General features: G+C 51.7%; 13 protein-coding genes. 9 read left to right on the forward strand and 4 right to left on the reverse strand.

The genetic code is table 11. The features are described from left to right. Positions 1-21: 21 nt before the first annotated feature. Positions 22-573: a replication initiation negative regulator SeqA gene (gene seqA / locus NXS97_RS07220; protein ID WP_019104980.1), complete on the reverse strand. Its 552-nt coding sequence runs from the start codon at positions 571-573 to the stop codon at positions 22-24. A 252-nt stretch (positions 574-825) separates the two neighbouring features. Here seqA and ybfF point away from each other — a divergent pair, with 252 nt between their 5' ends. The 4 genes from ybfF to fur all read left to right on the forward strand — a co-directional run bounded on the left by ybfF (position 826) and on the right by fur (position 3,473). Continuing rightward, positions 826-1,590, forward strand: a complete 765-nt coding sequence (ybfF, locus tag NXS97_RS07225) for an esterase (RefSeq protein ID WP_116219546.1) — start codon at positions 826-828, stop codon at positions 1,588-1,590. Positions 1,591-1,756: 166 nt separating this feature from the next. Further along, positions 1,757-2,041, forward strand: coding sequence for a LexA regulated protein (gene ybfE / locus NXS97_RS07230; RefSeq protein ID WP_013025041.1), 285 nt, complete (start codon positions 1,757-1,759; stop codon positions 2,039-2,041). A gap of 122 nt (positions 2,042-2,163) precedes the next feature. After that, entirely contained in the window at positions 2,164-2,694 is a 531-nt protein-coding gene (gene fldA / locus NXS97_RS07235) for a flavodoxin FldA (protein WP_006118431.1), read from the forward strand. A 335-nt stretch (positions 2,695-3,029) separates the two neighbouring features. Next, positions 3,030-3,473, forward strand: coding sequence for a ferric iron uptake transcriptional regulator (gene fur / locus NXS97_RS07240; RefSeq protein ID WP_013025040.1), 444 nt, complete (start codon positions 3,030-3,032; stop codon positions 3,471-3,473). Positions 3,474-3,533: 60 nt separating this feature from the next. Here the strand turns inward: fur and NXS97_RS07245 are convergent, their stop codons facing one another. From NXS97_RS07245 to nagE, 3 genes are all read right to left on the reverse strand, one after another. Then, positions 3,534-3,929 carry a hypothetical protein gene (locus NXS97_RS07245; protein ID WP_015700747.1) on the reverse strand — a complete coding sequence of 132 codons (396 nt, stop codon included), beginning with the start codon at positions 3,927-3,929 and terminating at the stop codon, positions 3,534-3,536. Positions 3,930-4,160: 231 nt separating this feature from the next. Next, positions 4,161-5,828 carry a glutamine--tRNA ligase gene (gene glnS / locus NXS97_RS07250; RefSeq protein ID WP_109706409.1) on the reverse strand — a complete coding sequence of 556 codons (1,668 nt, stop codon included), beginning with the start codon at positions 5,826-5,828 and terminating at the stop codon, positions 4,161-4,163. Between the two features lie 151 nt (positions 5,829-5,979). Continuing rightward, positions 5,980-8,016, reverse strand: coding sequence for an N-acetylglucosamine-specific PTS transporter subunit IIBC (gene nagE / locus NXS97_RS07255; RefSeq protein ID WP_014593180.1), 2,037 nt, complete (start codon positions 8,014-8,016; stop codon positions 5,980-5,982). A 325-nt stretch (positions 8,017-8,341) separates the two neighbouring features. Between nagE and nagB the strand changes: the two genes are divergently transcribed. The 5 genes from nagB (at position 8,342) to asnB (ending at position 14,344) form a co-directional block, all read left to right on the forward strand. Continuing rightward, a complete protein-coding gene (gene nagB / locus NXS97_RS07260) occupies positions 8,342-9,142 on the forward strand; it encodes a glucosamine-6-phosphate deaminase (RefSeq protein WP_014593179.1) in 801 nt (266 codons plus the stop codon). Between the two features lie 60 nt (positions 9,143-9,202). Continuing rightward, positions 9,203-10,351 (forward strand): N-acetylglucosamine-6-phosphate deacetylase, encoded by a 1,149-nt coding sequence (gene nagA / locus NXS97_RS07265; RefSeq protein WP_029569794.1) that lies wholly within the window; start codon positions 9,203-9,205, stop codon positions 10,349-10,351. Between the two features lie 7 nt (positions 10,352-10,358). After that, positions 10,359-11,579 carry an N-acetylglucosamine repressor gene (locus NXS97_RS07270; protein WP_116219545.1) on the forward strand — a complete coding sequence of 407 codons (1,221 nt, stop codon included), beginning with the start codon at positions 10,359-10,361 and terminating at the stop codon, positions 11,577-11,579. A gap of 40 nt (positions 11,580-11,619) precedes the next feature. Further along, positions 11,620-12,372 (forward strand): HAD-IIA family hydrolase, encoded by a 753-nt coding sequence (locus NXS97_RS07275; protein ID WP_013025033.1) that lies wholly within the window; start codon positions 11,620-11,622, stop codon positions 12,370-12,372. A 304-nt stretch (positions 12,373-12,676) separates the two neighbouring features. Next, entirely contained in the window at positions 12,677-14,344 is a 1,668-nt protein-coding gene (asnB, locus tag NXS97_RS07280; RefSeq protein ID WP_013025032.1) for an asparagine synthase B, read from the forward strand. Positions 14,345-14,456: the final 112 nt, after the last annotated feature.

Raw genomic sequence — 14,456 nt, forward strand, 5'->3', positions numbered from 1 at the left:
GCTTCTCCCTGACGCTTCAGTTTAAATGGTGCCGCAAACTTTCTCTGCCAGCTCCGACGGGAACTGCATCGACAGCATAATGTGTTCAACCATGCTGCGTTTACGACCGGTATTGGTATTGGTAATAACCCAGTACGGCGTGCCGGGAACGTGCTTCGGCTTGGTATGGGTACCGCTTTGCAGCAACGTATGTTCATCGCCCGCGAAATAGATGCGCGTGCGGCCCTGCAGCGACGTTGTCGCCTCGGCAAACGCTGCGGTATCCAGACGATAGAGCGTTGACAAGATTAGCATAAAGCGGTTAACCGCCCGCTTCTGCTCCGCATATTCATCCGACAGCATTAGCTCACGCACCGCGCGAACACGATCCTGAGGACGCGATTCATTACCTGCCGACGGTGCCGCTTTAGACGGGGCCGGTGCGGAGACGGGCTGCGTGTCATTGACCGCCGCGGGCTGACCGGCAGTAAACTTCAGCATACGGCGCAGAATATCGGATGCACTTTCGCCAATGTGTTGCGTGTGGCTGGCAATATAACGGTAGAGCTCTTCGTCAACTTCGATCGTTTTCATCTTATTCCGTACGGTTTTTTTACTCACGACAGAACCCGCGATTTTCTGAATACCCCGAGCTGCTGATCGGCATTTCAAAAAGGAGGCAGGTTCTAACATGAAGATTATAAAGTTAAATTCAGACAGGCTGATAGCATTCAAACGGTTTATGGGCAAAAGTCAGAATATGTCCTAATGCCGCCGGAAGCAGCGCGCCTGAAAAGGTGAAACCATGATAACCTAAGCTCAGGTCTCACACTTAAGAACTTTGCTATGATTTTGAATGCGCGCCTGCAAACTGAACAATCTTCTTCTGATTCCACACCTGTCCTGCTGATTCATGGTCTGTTTGGCAGTCTTGATAACCTTGGCATTCTGGCCCGAGGGCTTAAAGACGATCGACCGCTTATTCAGGTTGATATACGCAACCACGGGCTATCGCCGCGCGCAGACGAGATGAACTACAGGGTGATGGCTCAGGACATGCTGGATACGCTGGATGCTCAGGGGATTGGGCGGATCGCGGTCATTGGTCATTCCATGGGCGGTAAGATCGCCATGACAATGAGCGCGCTGGCACCAGAACGTATCGAACAGATGGTGATGATCGACATCGCGCCCGTTGACTATCAGACACGTCGGCATGACGAGATTTTCGCCGCTATCCGGGCCGTCACGGCCGCTGGCGTCACCTTGCGCACTGAAGCCGCAGAGATCATGCGCAACCACATTGATGAGGACGGCGTCATTCAGTTCATCCTGAAATCATTCAGTCAGGGCGAATGGCGCTTTAATGTCCCGGTGTTATGGGACAACTATGCGCTGATCTCCGGCTGGCAGGAGGTGCCTGCCTGGCCACATCCCGTGCTGTTTATTCGCGGTGGCGACTCACCTTACCTGGATAATCAGTATCGTGACGCGTTACTCAGGCAGTTCCCGGCCGCGCATGCACATGTGATCGGTGGTGCTGGTCACTGGGTCCATGCTGAAAAACCTGATGCCGTTTTACGCAGTATTCGACGCTTTTTTGCGCTTTAAAACATCTTAACTGGCTGTAAAAGTTTAAGATTGGCGTCCGCGGTTAGCCTGGAGTATGATGGCGCGCTAAATTTTTGCCGTGGGCGCGGTTGCCCGCGGGAAGAGTCAATACTTTAATCTGCGCAGCGGAAACGTCTCGTTCGCGCCCACTCAGTTGTACTAAGTCATGGCAAAAGAACACACTGACCGTACGACGCTCGATCTGTTCGCTAACGAGCGTCGCCCTGGTCGCCCAAAAACCAGTCCGCTTACGCGTGATGAACAACTGCGTATCAACAAACGCAATCAACTGAAACGTGACAAAGGGCGCGGACTTCGTCGTGTCGAACTCAAAATGAACAGTGAAGCCGTTGAAGCGCTGAATATGCTGGCTGAGCAGCGCAATCTCAGCCGCAGCGAATTAATTGAACAAATGCTGCTGGCACAACTCAAACTGGACTCACGCGGGTAAACCGCACACAGAAACAAATGTCGCGGCTTTACACATTCCGCCCTTTTGCGCGGTCTGCTATCATTTGCTGAACAGGCTCCGGCATTCATTCTATCATCAGGATTTAAGAGGTTATTTTACCCATGGCAATCGTAGGCATCTTCTTTGGCAGCGATACCGGTAACACCGAAAACATTGCAAAAATGATCCAGAAACAACTGGGTAAAGACGTTGCAGAAGTTCACGACATCGCGAAAAGCACTAAAGAAGACTTAGAAGCCTTTGACATTCTGCTGCTGGGCATCCCCACCTGGTATTACGGTGAAGCCCAGTGCGACTGGGATGACTTCTTCCCGACGCTGGAAGAGATCGACTTTAACGGCAAGCTGGTTGCGCTGTTTGGCTGTGGCGATCAGGAAGATTACGCAGAGTACTTCTGTGATGCCATGGGAACCATTCGTGACATCATCGAACCTAACGGCGCCATCATCGTGGGCCACTGGCCGACCGAGGGTTACCACTTCGAAGCGTCAAAAGGCCTGGCTGATGACAACCACTTCCTGGGTCTGGCTATTGATGAAGATCGCCAGCCAGAGCTGACCAACGAACGCGTTGATAAATGGGTTAAGCAAATTTTTGATGAGCTGCAGCTCAAAGAAATCATTGAAGCCTGATCGCGCTGAGCTCAGTGTGGACGCAGGTTCACACTGAGCAAACGGCTTTTCCTATAAAAATAATAGCTACATTTTTGTAACTTTCCCCATTTAATCTGTAGAATACCCGCATCGATCATCTGCTTATTTCCCAGGAACTGAGATGACAAAACGCGAAATGCGACTCGTCCGCTTTCCATGCCATGCGCAGCGAACATCGCCGCTGGCGCATCGCAAGGACATCGGTTTTCATTTCAGCGCATCAGTTCTATAATGAGACGCAAATGAGAATGGCGGTCGATCGACATACAGGCTACGTGCCACAAGAGTGACTAAAGTAACAGGACAATATCCGCATGACTGACAACAATACCGCATTAAAGAAGGCTGGCCTGAAAGTCACATTGCCCAGACTCAAAATTCTGGAAGTGCTTCAGGAACCTGCATGCCATCACGTCAGCGCGGAAGATCTGTATAAACGCCTGATCGACATGGGCGAAGAGATTGGACTGGCCACGGTCTACCGTGTGCTTAACCAGTTCGACGATGCAGGCATCGTGACCCGCCACAACTTTGAAGGCGGTAAATCGGTGTTTGAGCTGACGCAGCAGCACCATCACGACCACCTGATCTGTCTGGATTGCGGTAAAGTGATTGAATTTAGTGACGAATCCATTGAGACGCGTCAACGTGAGATCGCGACCCGTCATGGTATTAAGCTCACCAACCACAGCCTGTACCTGTACGGTCACTGTGCACTGGGCGACTGCCGTGAAGACGAAACGCTGCACGACAAATAAGCGCTTTCGGGTACAAAGTAAAAAAGCCGATGTTCACATCGGCTTTTTTATTGCTGTCGCTCAGGTCACGAGCGTTTCCTGCAGGTAGCGCCAGCGTGGAACAGAGGTGGTGCAGTCCAGAATCGCCAGCGAAATACGGCTTTTATTTTCACCATTCATCATCTGCAGTTCGCGATACTGAATCGTCACTTCGTTCGCATGCTCAGAAAGAATTACATGCTCACTGGTCGCAATGCGCATCCCTTCCCTTGCCCCCTGCAGTCGTCGAAAAAGATCTTCAACCTGATCCAGATTCAGCTGTTTTCCCTGCGGCGTGACCATCTTAAAATCGGGATGAAAGTGCGAGAGCAGCAGATGAAAACTGTCGCTACCATCCCGACCATGATTAAAAATATGTTCAATAAGCTGATGTAACACGACAACGCTATGTTTGGCTTCCTGTGCAAAAAGTGTCATTTTTTCCTTTTAAACCCACAAACTGATACTTCAGAGGGTTAGCCTACCTGAAAAAAAAGAATTAACACTGGGAAATTTATTAAAAAAATTAAACTGAGAGCGGTTCCACAAAAATAAAATTAATACTCTGACTCTGCTCAGGAGAAACGTCGGTATTAAAAAAAATCGCTGCAATAAAAAAGGGCGATAAGTCGCCCTTTCGATTACCCTGCGGTCAACATCACAGAGAAATTATTCGCCGATTTTCGCCCAGGTATCGCGTAAACCTACCGTGCGGTTAAACACTAACTGTGAAGGGGTTGAATAAACGCTGTCGGCACAGAAGTAGCCTTCGCGCTCAAACTGGTAAGGCGCGCTGACCACCGCATCACGCAGGCCGGGTTCAACGAAGCCCTGTTTGACTTCCAGCGAGTCGGGATTAATCGTGGTCAGGAAATCGTCTGCCGCGCCAGGATTGGGTACGCTAAACAGGCGATCGTAAAGACGGAACTCAGCGGGCAGCGCATGTTCAGCGGACACCCAGTGAATCACGCCTTTAACTTTACGGCCGTCAGCAGGATCTTTGCTCAGCGTATCCACATCACAGGTGCAGTAGATGCAGGTGATATTGCCTTCTTCATCTTTCGCGATGCGCTCGGCTCGGATCACGTACGCATTACGCAGGCGCACCTCTTTACCCAGCACCAGGCGTTTATACTGCTTGTTAGCTTCTTCACGGAAATCGGCCCGATCGATCCAGATTTCGCGGCTGAACGGCACGTCGCGCGTCCCCATCTCCGGTTTGTTAGGATGGTTCGGCATGCTAAGCACTTCGTTATGGCCTGCCGGCAGGTTTTCCAGCACCAGCTTAACCGGATCCAACACCGCCATCGCGCGTGGCGCATTTTCGTTGAGATCGTCGCGGATACAAGACTCCAGCGAGGCTATTTCAACAATGTTGTCCTGCTTGGTGATACCAATACGCCGGCAAAACTCACGGATTGAGGCCGCGGTATAACCACGGCGACGCAGGCCGGACACGGTTAACATACGGGGATCGTCCCAGCCTTCCACATGCTTCTCACTGACCAGCTGCGTGAGTTTGCGTTTTGACATCACCGCATATTCAAGATTCAGGCGCGAAAATTCGTACTGACGTGGATGAACCGGAATCGTGATGTTGTCCAGCACCCAGTCATACAGACGGCGGTTATCCTGGAACTCCAGTGTACAGAGTGAATGCGTAATGCCTTCCAGCGCATCGGAAATGCAGTGGGTAAAATCGTACATCGGGTAGATGCACCATTTGTTGCCGGTTTGATGATGCTCAGCAAACTTAATGCGGTACAGCACCGGGTCGCGCATAACGATAAAGCTGGAAGCCATATCAATTTTTGCACGCAGACAGGCTTTACCTTCTGCAAATTCACCGTTGCGCATTTTTTCAAACAGGGCAAGGTTCTCTTCCACGCTGCGATCGCGGTATGGGCTGTTTTTACCCGGCGCGGTTAACGTTCCCCGGTATTCACGAATTTCTTCAGGGGTCAGTTCATCAACATAGGCAAGTCCCTTTCCGATCAGTTCAACCGCATACTGGTAAAGCTGATCAAAATAGTCAGATGAATAACGAACGTCGCCACTCCACGAAAAACCCAACCACTGCACATCACGCTTGATGGACTCAACAAATTCCATATCCTCTTTAACCGGATTGGTATCGTCAAAACGCAGATTGCACTCGCCCTGATAGTCTTGTGCAATACCAAAATTCAGGCAGATTGATTTAGCATGACCGATGTGCAGATAACCATTTGGCTCTGGCGGGAAACGGGTATGCACACTGCTGTGCTTCCCGCTCGCCAAATCCTCGTCAATAATCTGACGAATAAAGTTAGTTGGGCGGGCTTCAGCCTCACTCATCTCAAAATCCTCAACGCGTAGAAAGGGTGGTTTATACCACGTAATATCCGGGTATGATCCACAAAGCGTTGCAGAGAAACAACCGTTTGTTGGGCGTTTAAAATAAAAAAGGCAGGAATCGCTTCCTGCCTTTTGTTGTTGATACAGCGAATTAGCCTTTAATTTCATACAGCGGGGTTTCACCCGCGATCACCTGGCCCTGCGTCAACAGCGTTAATCCTGCGAAGTCTTCAATATTGCTGACCACCACCGGACTTATCATCGAGCGGGCATGGGCGTTGAGATAGTCAAGATCCATCTCCAGCACCGGCTGACCTGCCGTGACCTGAGCGCCCTCTTCCACTAAACGGGTAAAGCCCTGACCGCCCAGCGCCACGGTATCCAGCCCCATGTGCACCACGATCTCCACCCCGTTTTCACTTTCCAGGCAGAACGCATGGTTAGTGTTAAAGATTTTCACCACGGTGCCCGCAATGGGGGCCACAACGCGCTTGTCGCTGGGTTTGATTGCCACACCGTCGCCGACCGCTTTACTGGCAAAAGCCTCATCCGGTACGGCATCCAGCGGCACAATTTCACCGCTCACGGGCGCCACTAAGGTCGCGATAACGCGTTTTTCACTGTTTAACACAGCCTGAGGTTTCACGTCGCTGGCCGCAGCGGGTGCGCTGGCGGTGCTGGCGGTAGCGGCTGCAACCGGACCTTTCACCAACACTTTTTTCATGGCCATAGCGATACTTTCAGCCTGTGTGCCGACGATTATCTGAACGCTCTGCTTGTTCAGGCGGATGACACCTGAGGCACCCAGGCGTTTCGCCACGCCTTCATTAACCTGCCCGGCATCCTTCACATTCAGACGCAGACGCGTAATGCAGGCATCGATCGCGGTTAAGTTGTCTGAACCGCCCACCGCGCCAATGTAACGACGCGCCAGAGATTCGGTCGCGCTCTCACCATTGTCGGTAGTATCCACATTCACGTCATAGCCATCGGTTTCATCGCCAGCAACCGCCAGCTCACGGCCCGGCGTCATCAGGTTGAATTTTTTGATGGTGAAACGGAACACAACATAGTAGATAACGAAGAACACCAGCCCTTGCGGAATCAGCATGTACCAGTGCGTCGCCAGGGGATTGCGGGATGAGAGCACCATGTCCACCAGCCCCGCGCTGAAACCAAAGCCGGCAATCCAATGCATGCTGGCAGCAATAAACACAGACAGACCGGTCAACACAGCATGGATGACATAGAGTACCGGTGCCACGAACATAAAGGAAAATTCCAGTGGTTCGGTAATGCCGGTAAAGAAGGCTGCAAAAGCCGCCGCCAACATGATCCCGCCGACCTTCGCCCGATTTTCAGGACGAGCACAATGGTAAATCGCCAGCGCTGCGCCGGGTAAACCGAACATCATGATAGGGAAGAAGCCCGCCTGATAACGGCCCGTGATGCCCGGAATAGCGGTGCCATTCGCCAGCGACTGTGCACCGCCGAGGAATTTAGGAATATCGTTGATGCCCGCGACGTCGAACCAGAACACGGAGTTCAGCGCATGATGTAAGCCTACCGGAATAAGCAATCGGTTGAAGAAGGCATAGACGCCAGCCCCTACCGATCCCAGCTTCTGGATATGCTCACCAAAGCTCACCAGACCATTAAAGATGACTGGCCAGATATACATCAGGATGAACGCGACCAGAATCATCAGGAAGGAGACCAGAATCGGGACCAGACGACGGCCGCTGAAGAAAGAGAACGCTTTGGGCAGTTCAACATGGCTAAAGCGGTTGTAGACTTCGGCTGACAGAACCCCAACCAGAATACCGACAAACTGATTGCTGATTTTCCCAAAGGCCGCAGGGACGTCAGCCACCGGTATTTTCTGAATCATCGCCACGGCGGCAGGCGAACACAACGTCGTCACGACCAGGAAACCAACAAAGCCGGTGAGTGCGGCCGCGCCGTCTTTATCTTTTGACATACCGTACGCCACGCCAATCGCGAACAGAACCGACATGTTTTCAATGATCGCGCCACCGGATTTAATCAGCAGGGCGGCAAAGGCATTGCCCGCGCCCCAGCTGTCCGGATCGATCCAGTAGCCGATCCCCATAAGTATTGCTGCAGCAGGCAAAGTGGCGACCGGCACCATCAGCGCCCGTCCCACTCGTTGTAAATAACTTAACATTGACCCTTCCCCCTATGAACTGACTCTGTAGCTATACTGCCGCTTAATGTTGTTATGTCAGCAGCAAGCCTCTTACGGCATTACACTCAATGCTGAGGAGTGTAATAACAATTTAATTCGCTTCACAAATTAATAGCTACTATCTGTGACAATTATCACCATAAATCGATTTTTAAGGTCACTCTCACTGGCTATAAAGGCAAACTTATTTTATGATGCGAAATATCAAGATGTGCGCTTTCTAATACCCTTTGCGCCTGCCACTTCAGGCCTGACCCGCATATTAGCTGCACGTCTGACCGTTAACTCACATTCGAGGTGCAATATGAGACTGATTCCTTTATCCACCCCAACTCAGGTCGGCAAATGGGCGGCACGCCATATCGTCAATCGCATCAATGCGTTTAATCCCCGTGCTGACAAGCCTTTTATCCTGGGACTGCCCACGGGCGGAACGCCGCTGGAAGCCTATAAACACCTGATTGACATGCACAAAGCGGGCCAGGTCAGCTTTAAACATGTCGTGACCTTTAACATGGACGAATACGTTGGCTTGCCGAAAGAGCATCCGGAAAGCTATCACAGCTTTATGTACCGCAATTTCTTCGACCACGTTGATATCCAACCAGAAAATATCAATTTACTGAATGGTAATGCGCCAGATATTGACGCAGAATGTCGCCGTTATGAAGATAAAATTCGGACACTGGGTAAAATTCACCTGTTTATGGGCGGCGTTGGTAACGATGGGCATATCGCGTTTAATGAACCCGCCTCCTCTCTGTCTTCACGCACCCGGATTAAAACCCTGACGCACGACACGCGCGTAGCGAACTCGCGTTTTTTTAACGGTGATGTGGATCAGGTACCCAAATACGCGCTGACAGTCGGCGTTGGTACGCTGCTGGATGCCGAAGAAGTCATGATCCTGGTCACCGGGCACGTAAAAGCCCAGGCGTTGCAGGCTGCTGTTGAAGGGAACGTGAACCATATGTGGACGATTAGCTGTCTGCAGCTTCATCCTAAATCCGTAGTGGTCTGTGATGAGCCTGCCACCATGGAGCTAAAAGTAAAAACGGTGAAATACTTCCGTGAAATGGAAGCGGAAAATATGCAGGGCGTTTAACACAATCATTTCGTCACCTGCGGTTAGACGCGTTAACGGCAGGCAAGCCGGGAGAACAAGATGTACGCATTAGTGAACGGCCGTATCTACAGCGGCGATGACATTTTCGATCATCATGCTGTCGTCATCGCTGACGGCAAAATTGAGCGGGTTTGCTCTCTGGCAGCCTTGCCGCCAGAAATAGAACAGCAGGATGTTGGGGGCGCGATTATCGCACCCGGCTTTATTGACCTGCAGCTTAACGGCTGTGGAGGCGTGCAGTTTAATGACGATATCAATGCCATCAGCGTGGAAACGCTGGAAACCATGCACCGCGCCAATGTTAAATCCGGCTGCACCAGCTTTCTGCCAACGCTGATTACCAGCAGTGACGAACTCATGGTGCGCGCCGTCGAAACAATGCGCGCCTTTTTGCAGAAGTATCCCCACTTTCTGCTGGGATTACATCTGGAAGGTCCGTGGCTGAACGTCGCCAAAAAAGGCACCCATAACCCTGCCCTTATTCGCCAGCCCGATCCGAAGATGGTCGATTTCCTGTGTGAGAACGCGGATGTGATTAGCAAGGTCACACTGGCGCCAGAAAGCGTCGGAAGCGCCGTGATTCGCCAACTCAGCGACGCCGGTATTGTGGTGTCTGCGGGTCATTCCAATGCCACCTTCGAAGAAGCCAAAGCGGGTTTTGCCGCCGGCATCACCTTTGCGACGCACCTTTATAATGCCATGCCGGCCTTTGCTGGGCGTGAGCCGGGCCTAATCGGTGCGCTGTTTGATGCGCCTGATGTATACTGCGGCATCATTGCGGATGGTTTACATGTTCATTACGCTAACGTTCGTAATGCCAAACGCATTAAGGGTGACAAGCTGGTCCTGGTAACCGATGCCACTGCGCCCGCAGGTGCCACAATCGATAAGTTTATTTTTGCTGGTAAAACAATATATTATCGTGATGGACTCTGTGTTGATGAACATGGCACGCTGAGCGGTTCAGCACTGACGATGATCGAAGCCGTGCAAAACAGCGTTGAACATGCAGGCATTCCACTGGATGAAGCGCTGCGCATGGCATCACTTTATCCGGCACGGGCAATGGGCGTAGAAAAACAGTCAGGCACTATCCAGGCAGGAAAACTCGCCAATCTGACCGTATTTACACGCGACTTTAAAATTATTAAGACGTTAGTCAATGGAGATAACGTCCTGAGCGAGTAAGCACTGAATGACTACTGGCGGCCAGACACAAATTGGAAATGTCGATCTTGTCAAACAACTGAACAGCGCAGCCGTCTACCGGTTAATCGACCAACAGGGACCGATTTCGCGCATTCAGATTGCGGATCTGAGCCAACTCGCGCCCGCCAGTGTCACCAAAATTACCCGCCAGCTTATTGAGCGCGGCCTGATCAAAGAGGTGGACCAGCAGGCGTCCACCGGCGGACGCCGCGCGATCTCCATCGTCACTGAAACCCGTCACTTTCACACTATCGGCGTGCGCCTCGGCCGCAACGATGCGACCTTAACGCTGTTCGATTTAAGCGGCAAATCACTGGCTCAGCAGGATTATCCCCTGCCGCAAACCACGCAGGACACGCTGGAGCAGGCGCTGTTCGATGCCGTTGCGCATTTTATTGAGCAGAGCGAAGCGAAAATTCGTGAGCTAATAGCCATTTCGGTGATTCTGCCTGGCCTGGTCGATCCGCATAATGGCGTTATCCGTTATATGCCGCACATTACGGTGGACCAGTGGCCTCTGGTGGCCAACCTGAAAAAACGCTTTAAGGTGACCAGCTTTGTGGGTCATGACATTCGCAGTCTGGCGCTGGCAGAGCACTATTTTGGCGCAACCCGTGATTGTGCTGATTCCATATTAGTGCGACTGCATCGGGGAACGGGCGCAGGGATTATTTCCAACGGACAAATATTCCTGGGCAGTAATGGCAACGTGGGTGAAATCGGCCATATTCAGGTCGATCCGCTCGGGGAACGCTGCCATTGCGGTAACTTTGGCTGCCTTGAAACCATCGCGGCGAATGGCGCCATTGAACAGCGCGTCAGAGAGCTGTTGAATAAAGGCTACCCCAGCATATTGACTCAGGATGCCTGCCAGATGCCGCACATCTGTCAGGCGGCGAACCAGGGCGATGCGCTGGCAAGTGAAGTTGTCGAATACGTGGGTCGCTATCTGGGTAAAGCCATTGCTATCGCCATTAACCTGTTTAATCCGCAAAAAATTGTGTTGGCCGGCGAAATTACGGAAGCTGAACGCGTGTTGCTCCCGGCCATAGAAAGTTGCATTAATACCCAGGCGCTGGCGGCCTTCCGTAAACATCTGCCGGTGGTGCGTTCACAACTCGATCACCGCTCCGCGATTGGGGCCTTTGCCCTGGCAAAACGGGCGATGTTAAACGGCATTCTGCTGCAACATCTTTTGGAAGACTAAGCGCGGCCTTACTCAGCGCGGCGCGTATCGGAACCCCTTTATGACGATTAAAAATGTAATTTGTGATATCGATGGCGTGCTGATGCACGACAATACCGCAGTGCCCGGCGCGAAAGAATTTTTGCAGCGCATCCTGGCGAAAGACATGCCATTGGTGGTGCTGACCAATTATCCTTCACAAACGGCGCGTGATTTGGCAAACCGTTTTTCCTCAGCGGGAATCGACATACCGGATTCGGTGTTTTACACCTCAGCCATGGCCACCGCGGACTTTTTACGCCGCCAGGAAGGCAAAAAAGCCTATGTCATTGGCGAAGGTGCGCTGGTACACGAGCTGTATAAAGCCGGTTTTACCATCACTGACGTTAACCCGGATTTCGTTATCGTCGGGGAAACCCGCTCATTCAACTGGGACATGATGCACAAGGCCGCTTTCTTTGTGGCAAACGGCGCGCGGTTCATTGCAACCAATCCCGATACGCATGCCCGGGGCTTTGTGCCCGCCTGTGGCGCACTGTGTGCCGGTATTGAAAAGATTTCAGGTCGCAGGCCATTTTACGTTGGCAAGCCCAGCCCCTACATCATGCGCGCCGCGCTGAACAAGATGCAGGCCCATTCAGAGGAAACGGTTATCGTGGGCGATAATCTTCGTACCGATATCCTCGCTGGTTTTCAGGCCGGTCTGGAAACGATTCTGGTGCTTTCTGGCGTATCCACGCTTACCGACATTGATGCGATGCCTTTCCGTCCTGACTGGATTTTCCCGTCTGTTGCCGATATCGACCTCTTTTGATTCATTTCTCTTATGACGCACTGCCAGATTCTGTGGTGCGTCTCACCTTTATGGCTCTCTGCGCCCGTTATCCTCGCTCAAAAAGCGTGCTGAAATTTCATTTCATTGCCGATTCAACAATAAAAACCCGATTCTGTTAGATAAAATTCAATATACCTCGCCACACAACAACATTTTCATCAGCAAAATACGATTCCTCTTGCATTGGGGACCGTAAATAACGCATTTTCTTATACATCACGCAGCCACAGGCTGCCGGACAAACGTAAAATTACATCGCCGCAGGTGAGTTCAGGAGTCAGATATGTGTTCTATTTTTGGTGTGCTGGATCTGAAAAGCGATCCCGTTGAGTTACGTAAAAAAGCATTGGAAAGCTCACGTTTGATGCGTCACCGTGGGCCGGACTGGTCAGGCGTTTACGCCGATGACCACGCCATTCTTGCTCATGAGCGCCTCTCAATTGTTGACGTGAACAACGGTGCACAGCCGCTGTATAACGCTGACCACACCCACGTACTGGCAGTCAATGGTGAGATATACAACCATCAGGCCCTGCGCGCAAAATTGAGCGATCGCTACGCGTTTCAGACCGGTTCTGACTGCGAAGTGATTCTGGCGCTGTACCAGGAGAAAGGTGTCGATTTTCTTGACGAACTGGAAGGCATGTTTGCCTTCATCCTGTATGACAGCGTCAAAGGCACCTATCTGATTGGCCGTGACCATATCGGTATCATCCCGCTGTATATGGGCAACGATGAGCACGGTAACCTGTTTGTCGCCTCAGAAATGAAAGCGCTGGTGCCGGTGTGCCGTTCAATCAAAGAATTCCCGCCGGGAAGCTACCTTTCCAGCACCGACGGTGAAATTCGTCGTTACTGGCAGCGTGACTGGATGGAATACCAGAACGTTGAGAACAACGTGACCGACGCAGCAGAACTGAAACATGCGCTGGAAGAGTCAGTGAAAAGCCACCTGATGTCCGATGTTCCGTATGGCGTGCTGCTGTCTGGTGGTCTGGACTCGTCAATTATTTCAGCGGTAACCAAACGTTTCGCGGCCAAACGCGTGGAAGATCAGGATAAAAGTGACGCCTGGTGGCCACAGCTGCACTCGTTCGCGGTCGGTCTGGAAGGATCACCGGATCTGAAAGCGGCCAAACTGGTGGCAGAGCATCTGGGTACGGTGCACCACGAAATTCACTTCACGGTGCAGGAAGGCCTGGATGCGATTCGTGACGTGATCTACCACATTGAAACCTATGATGTGACCACGATTCGCGCCTCCACGCCGATGTACCTGATGTCGCGTAAGATTAAAGCCATGGGCATCAAAATGGTGCTGTCGGGCGAAGGGGCTGACGAAGTCTTTGGTGGTTATCTGTATTTCCATAAGGCGCCAAACGCGAAAGAGTTCCATGAGGAGAACGTTCGCAAACTGCTGGCCCTGCACATGTTTGACTGCGCACGCGCCAACAAAGCGATGTCTGCCTGGGGCGTTGAAGCACGCGTGCCGTTCCTGGATAAGAAATTCCTGGATGTCGCCATGCGTATCAACCCACAAGACAAGATGTGCGGTAGCAACGGTAAAATGGAAAAACACATTCTGCGTGAATGCTTCTCCTCTTACCTGCCCGAAAGCGTGGCCTGGCGCCAGAAAGAGCAGTTCTCTGACGGCGTGGGTTACAGCTGGATTGACACACTGAAAGAAGTCGCGGCCAAACAAATCAGCGATCAGCAACTGGCGACGGCGCACTTCCGTTTCCCGTATAACACGCCGGGGTCGAAAGAAGCGTATTTGTACCGTGAAATCTTTGAAGAACTCTTCCCACTGCCGAGCGCTGCAGAGTGCGTACCAGGCGGGCCGTCTGTTGCCTGTTCATCGGCAAAAGCCATCGAGTGGGACGAAGCCTTTAAAAACATGGATGACCCGTCAGGACGTGCCGTAGGCGTTCACCAGTCTGCCTACAAATAAGTGCTATACTGAGTGACAATATGGGCCGTATACGGCCCATCTTTTTTGTTATTGCCGTTGTATTCACTGAAAAATTGCCGAATAAAGCATCACCCTGGTTATAAGCCAGACA

Origin of the sequence: Pantoea sp. B623 (assembly GCF_024814475.1) — a bacterium.
GTDB lineage: Bacteria > Pseudomonadota > Gammaproteobacteria > Enterobacterales > Enterobacteriaceae > Pantoea > Pantoea ananatis.

Bases quoted from the DNA above. Each gene is read 5' to 3' on its own strand.
- fur (WP_013025040.1), top strand. From the start codon at position 3,030: ATGACTGACAACAATACCGCATTAAAGAAGGCTGGCCTGAAAGTCACA.
- nagA (WP_029569794.1), top strand. From the start codon at position 9,203: ATGTACGCATTAGTGAACGGCCGTATCTACAGCGGCGATGACATTTTC.
- ybfE (WP_013025041.1), top strand. From the start codon at position 1,757: ATGGCAAAAGAACACACTGACCGTACGACGCTCGATCTGTTCGCTAAC.
- NXS97_RS07245 (WP_015700747.1), bottom strand. From the start codon at position 3,929: ATGACACTTTTTGCACAGGAAGCCAAACATAGCGTTGTCGTGTTACAT.
- glnS (WP_109706409.1), bottom strand. From the start codon at position 5,828: ATGAGTGAGGCTGAAGCCCGCCCAACTAACTTTATTCGTCAGATTATT.
- NXS97_RS07270 (WP_116219545.1), top strand. From the start codon at position 10,359: ATGACTACTGGCGGCCAGACACAAATTGGAAATGTCGATCTTGTCAAA.
- seqA (WP_019104980.1), bottom strand. From the start codon at position 573: ATGAAAACGATCGAAGTTGACGAAGAGCTCTACCGTTATATTGCCAGC.
- ybfF (WP_116219546.1), top strand. From the start codon at position 826: ATGATTTTGAATGCGCGCCTGCAAACTGAACAATCTTCTTCTGATTCC.
- nagE (WP_014593180.1), bottom strand. From the start codon at position 8,016: ATGTTAAGTTATTTACAACGAGTGGGACGGGCGCTGATGGTGCCGGTC.
- fldA (WP_006118431.1), top strand. From the start codon at position 2,164: ATGGCAATCGTAGGCATCTTCTTTGGCAGCGATACCGGTAACACCGAA.
- NXS97_RS07275 (WP_013025033.1), top strand. From the start codon at position 11,620: ATGACGATTAAAAATGTAATTTGTGATATCGATGGCGTGCTGATGCAC.
- asnB (WP_013025032.1), top strand. From the start codon at position 12,677: ATGTGTTCTATTTTTGGTGTGCTGGATCTGAAAAGCGATCCCGTTGAG.
- nagB (WP_014593179.1), top strand. From the start codon at position 8,342: ATGAGACTGATTCCTTTATCCACCCCAACTCAGGTCGGCAAATGGGCG.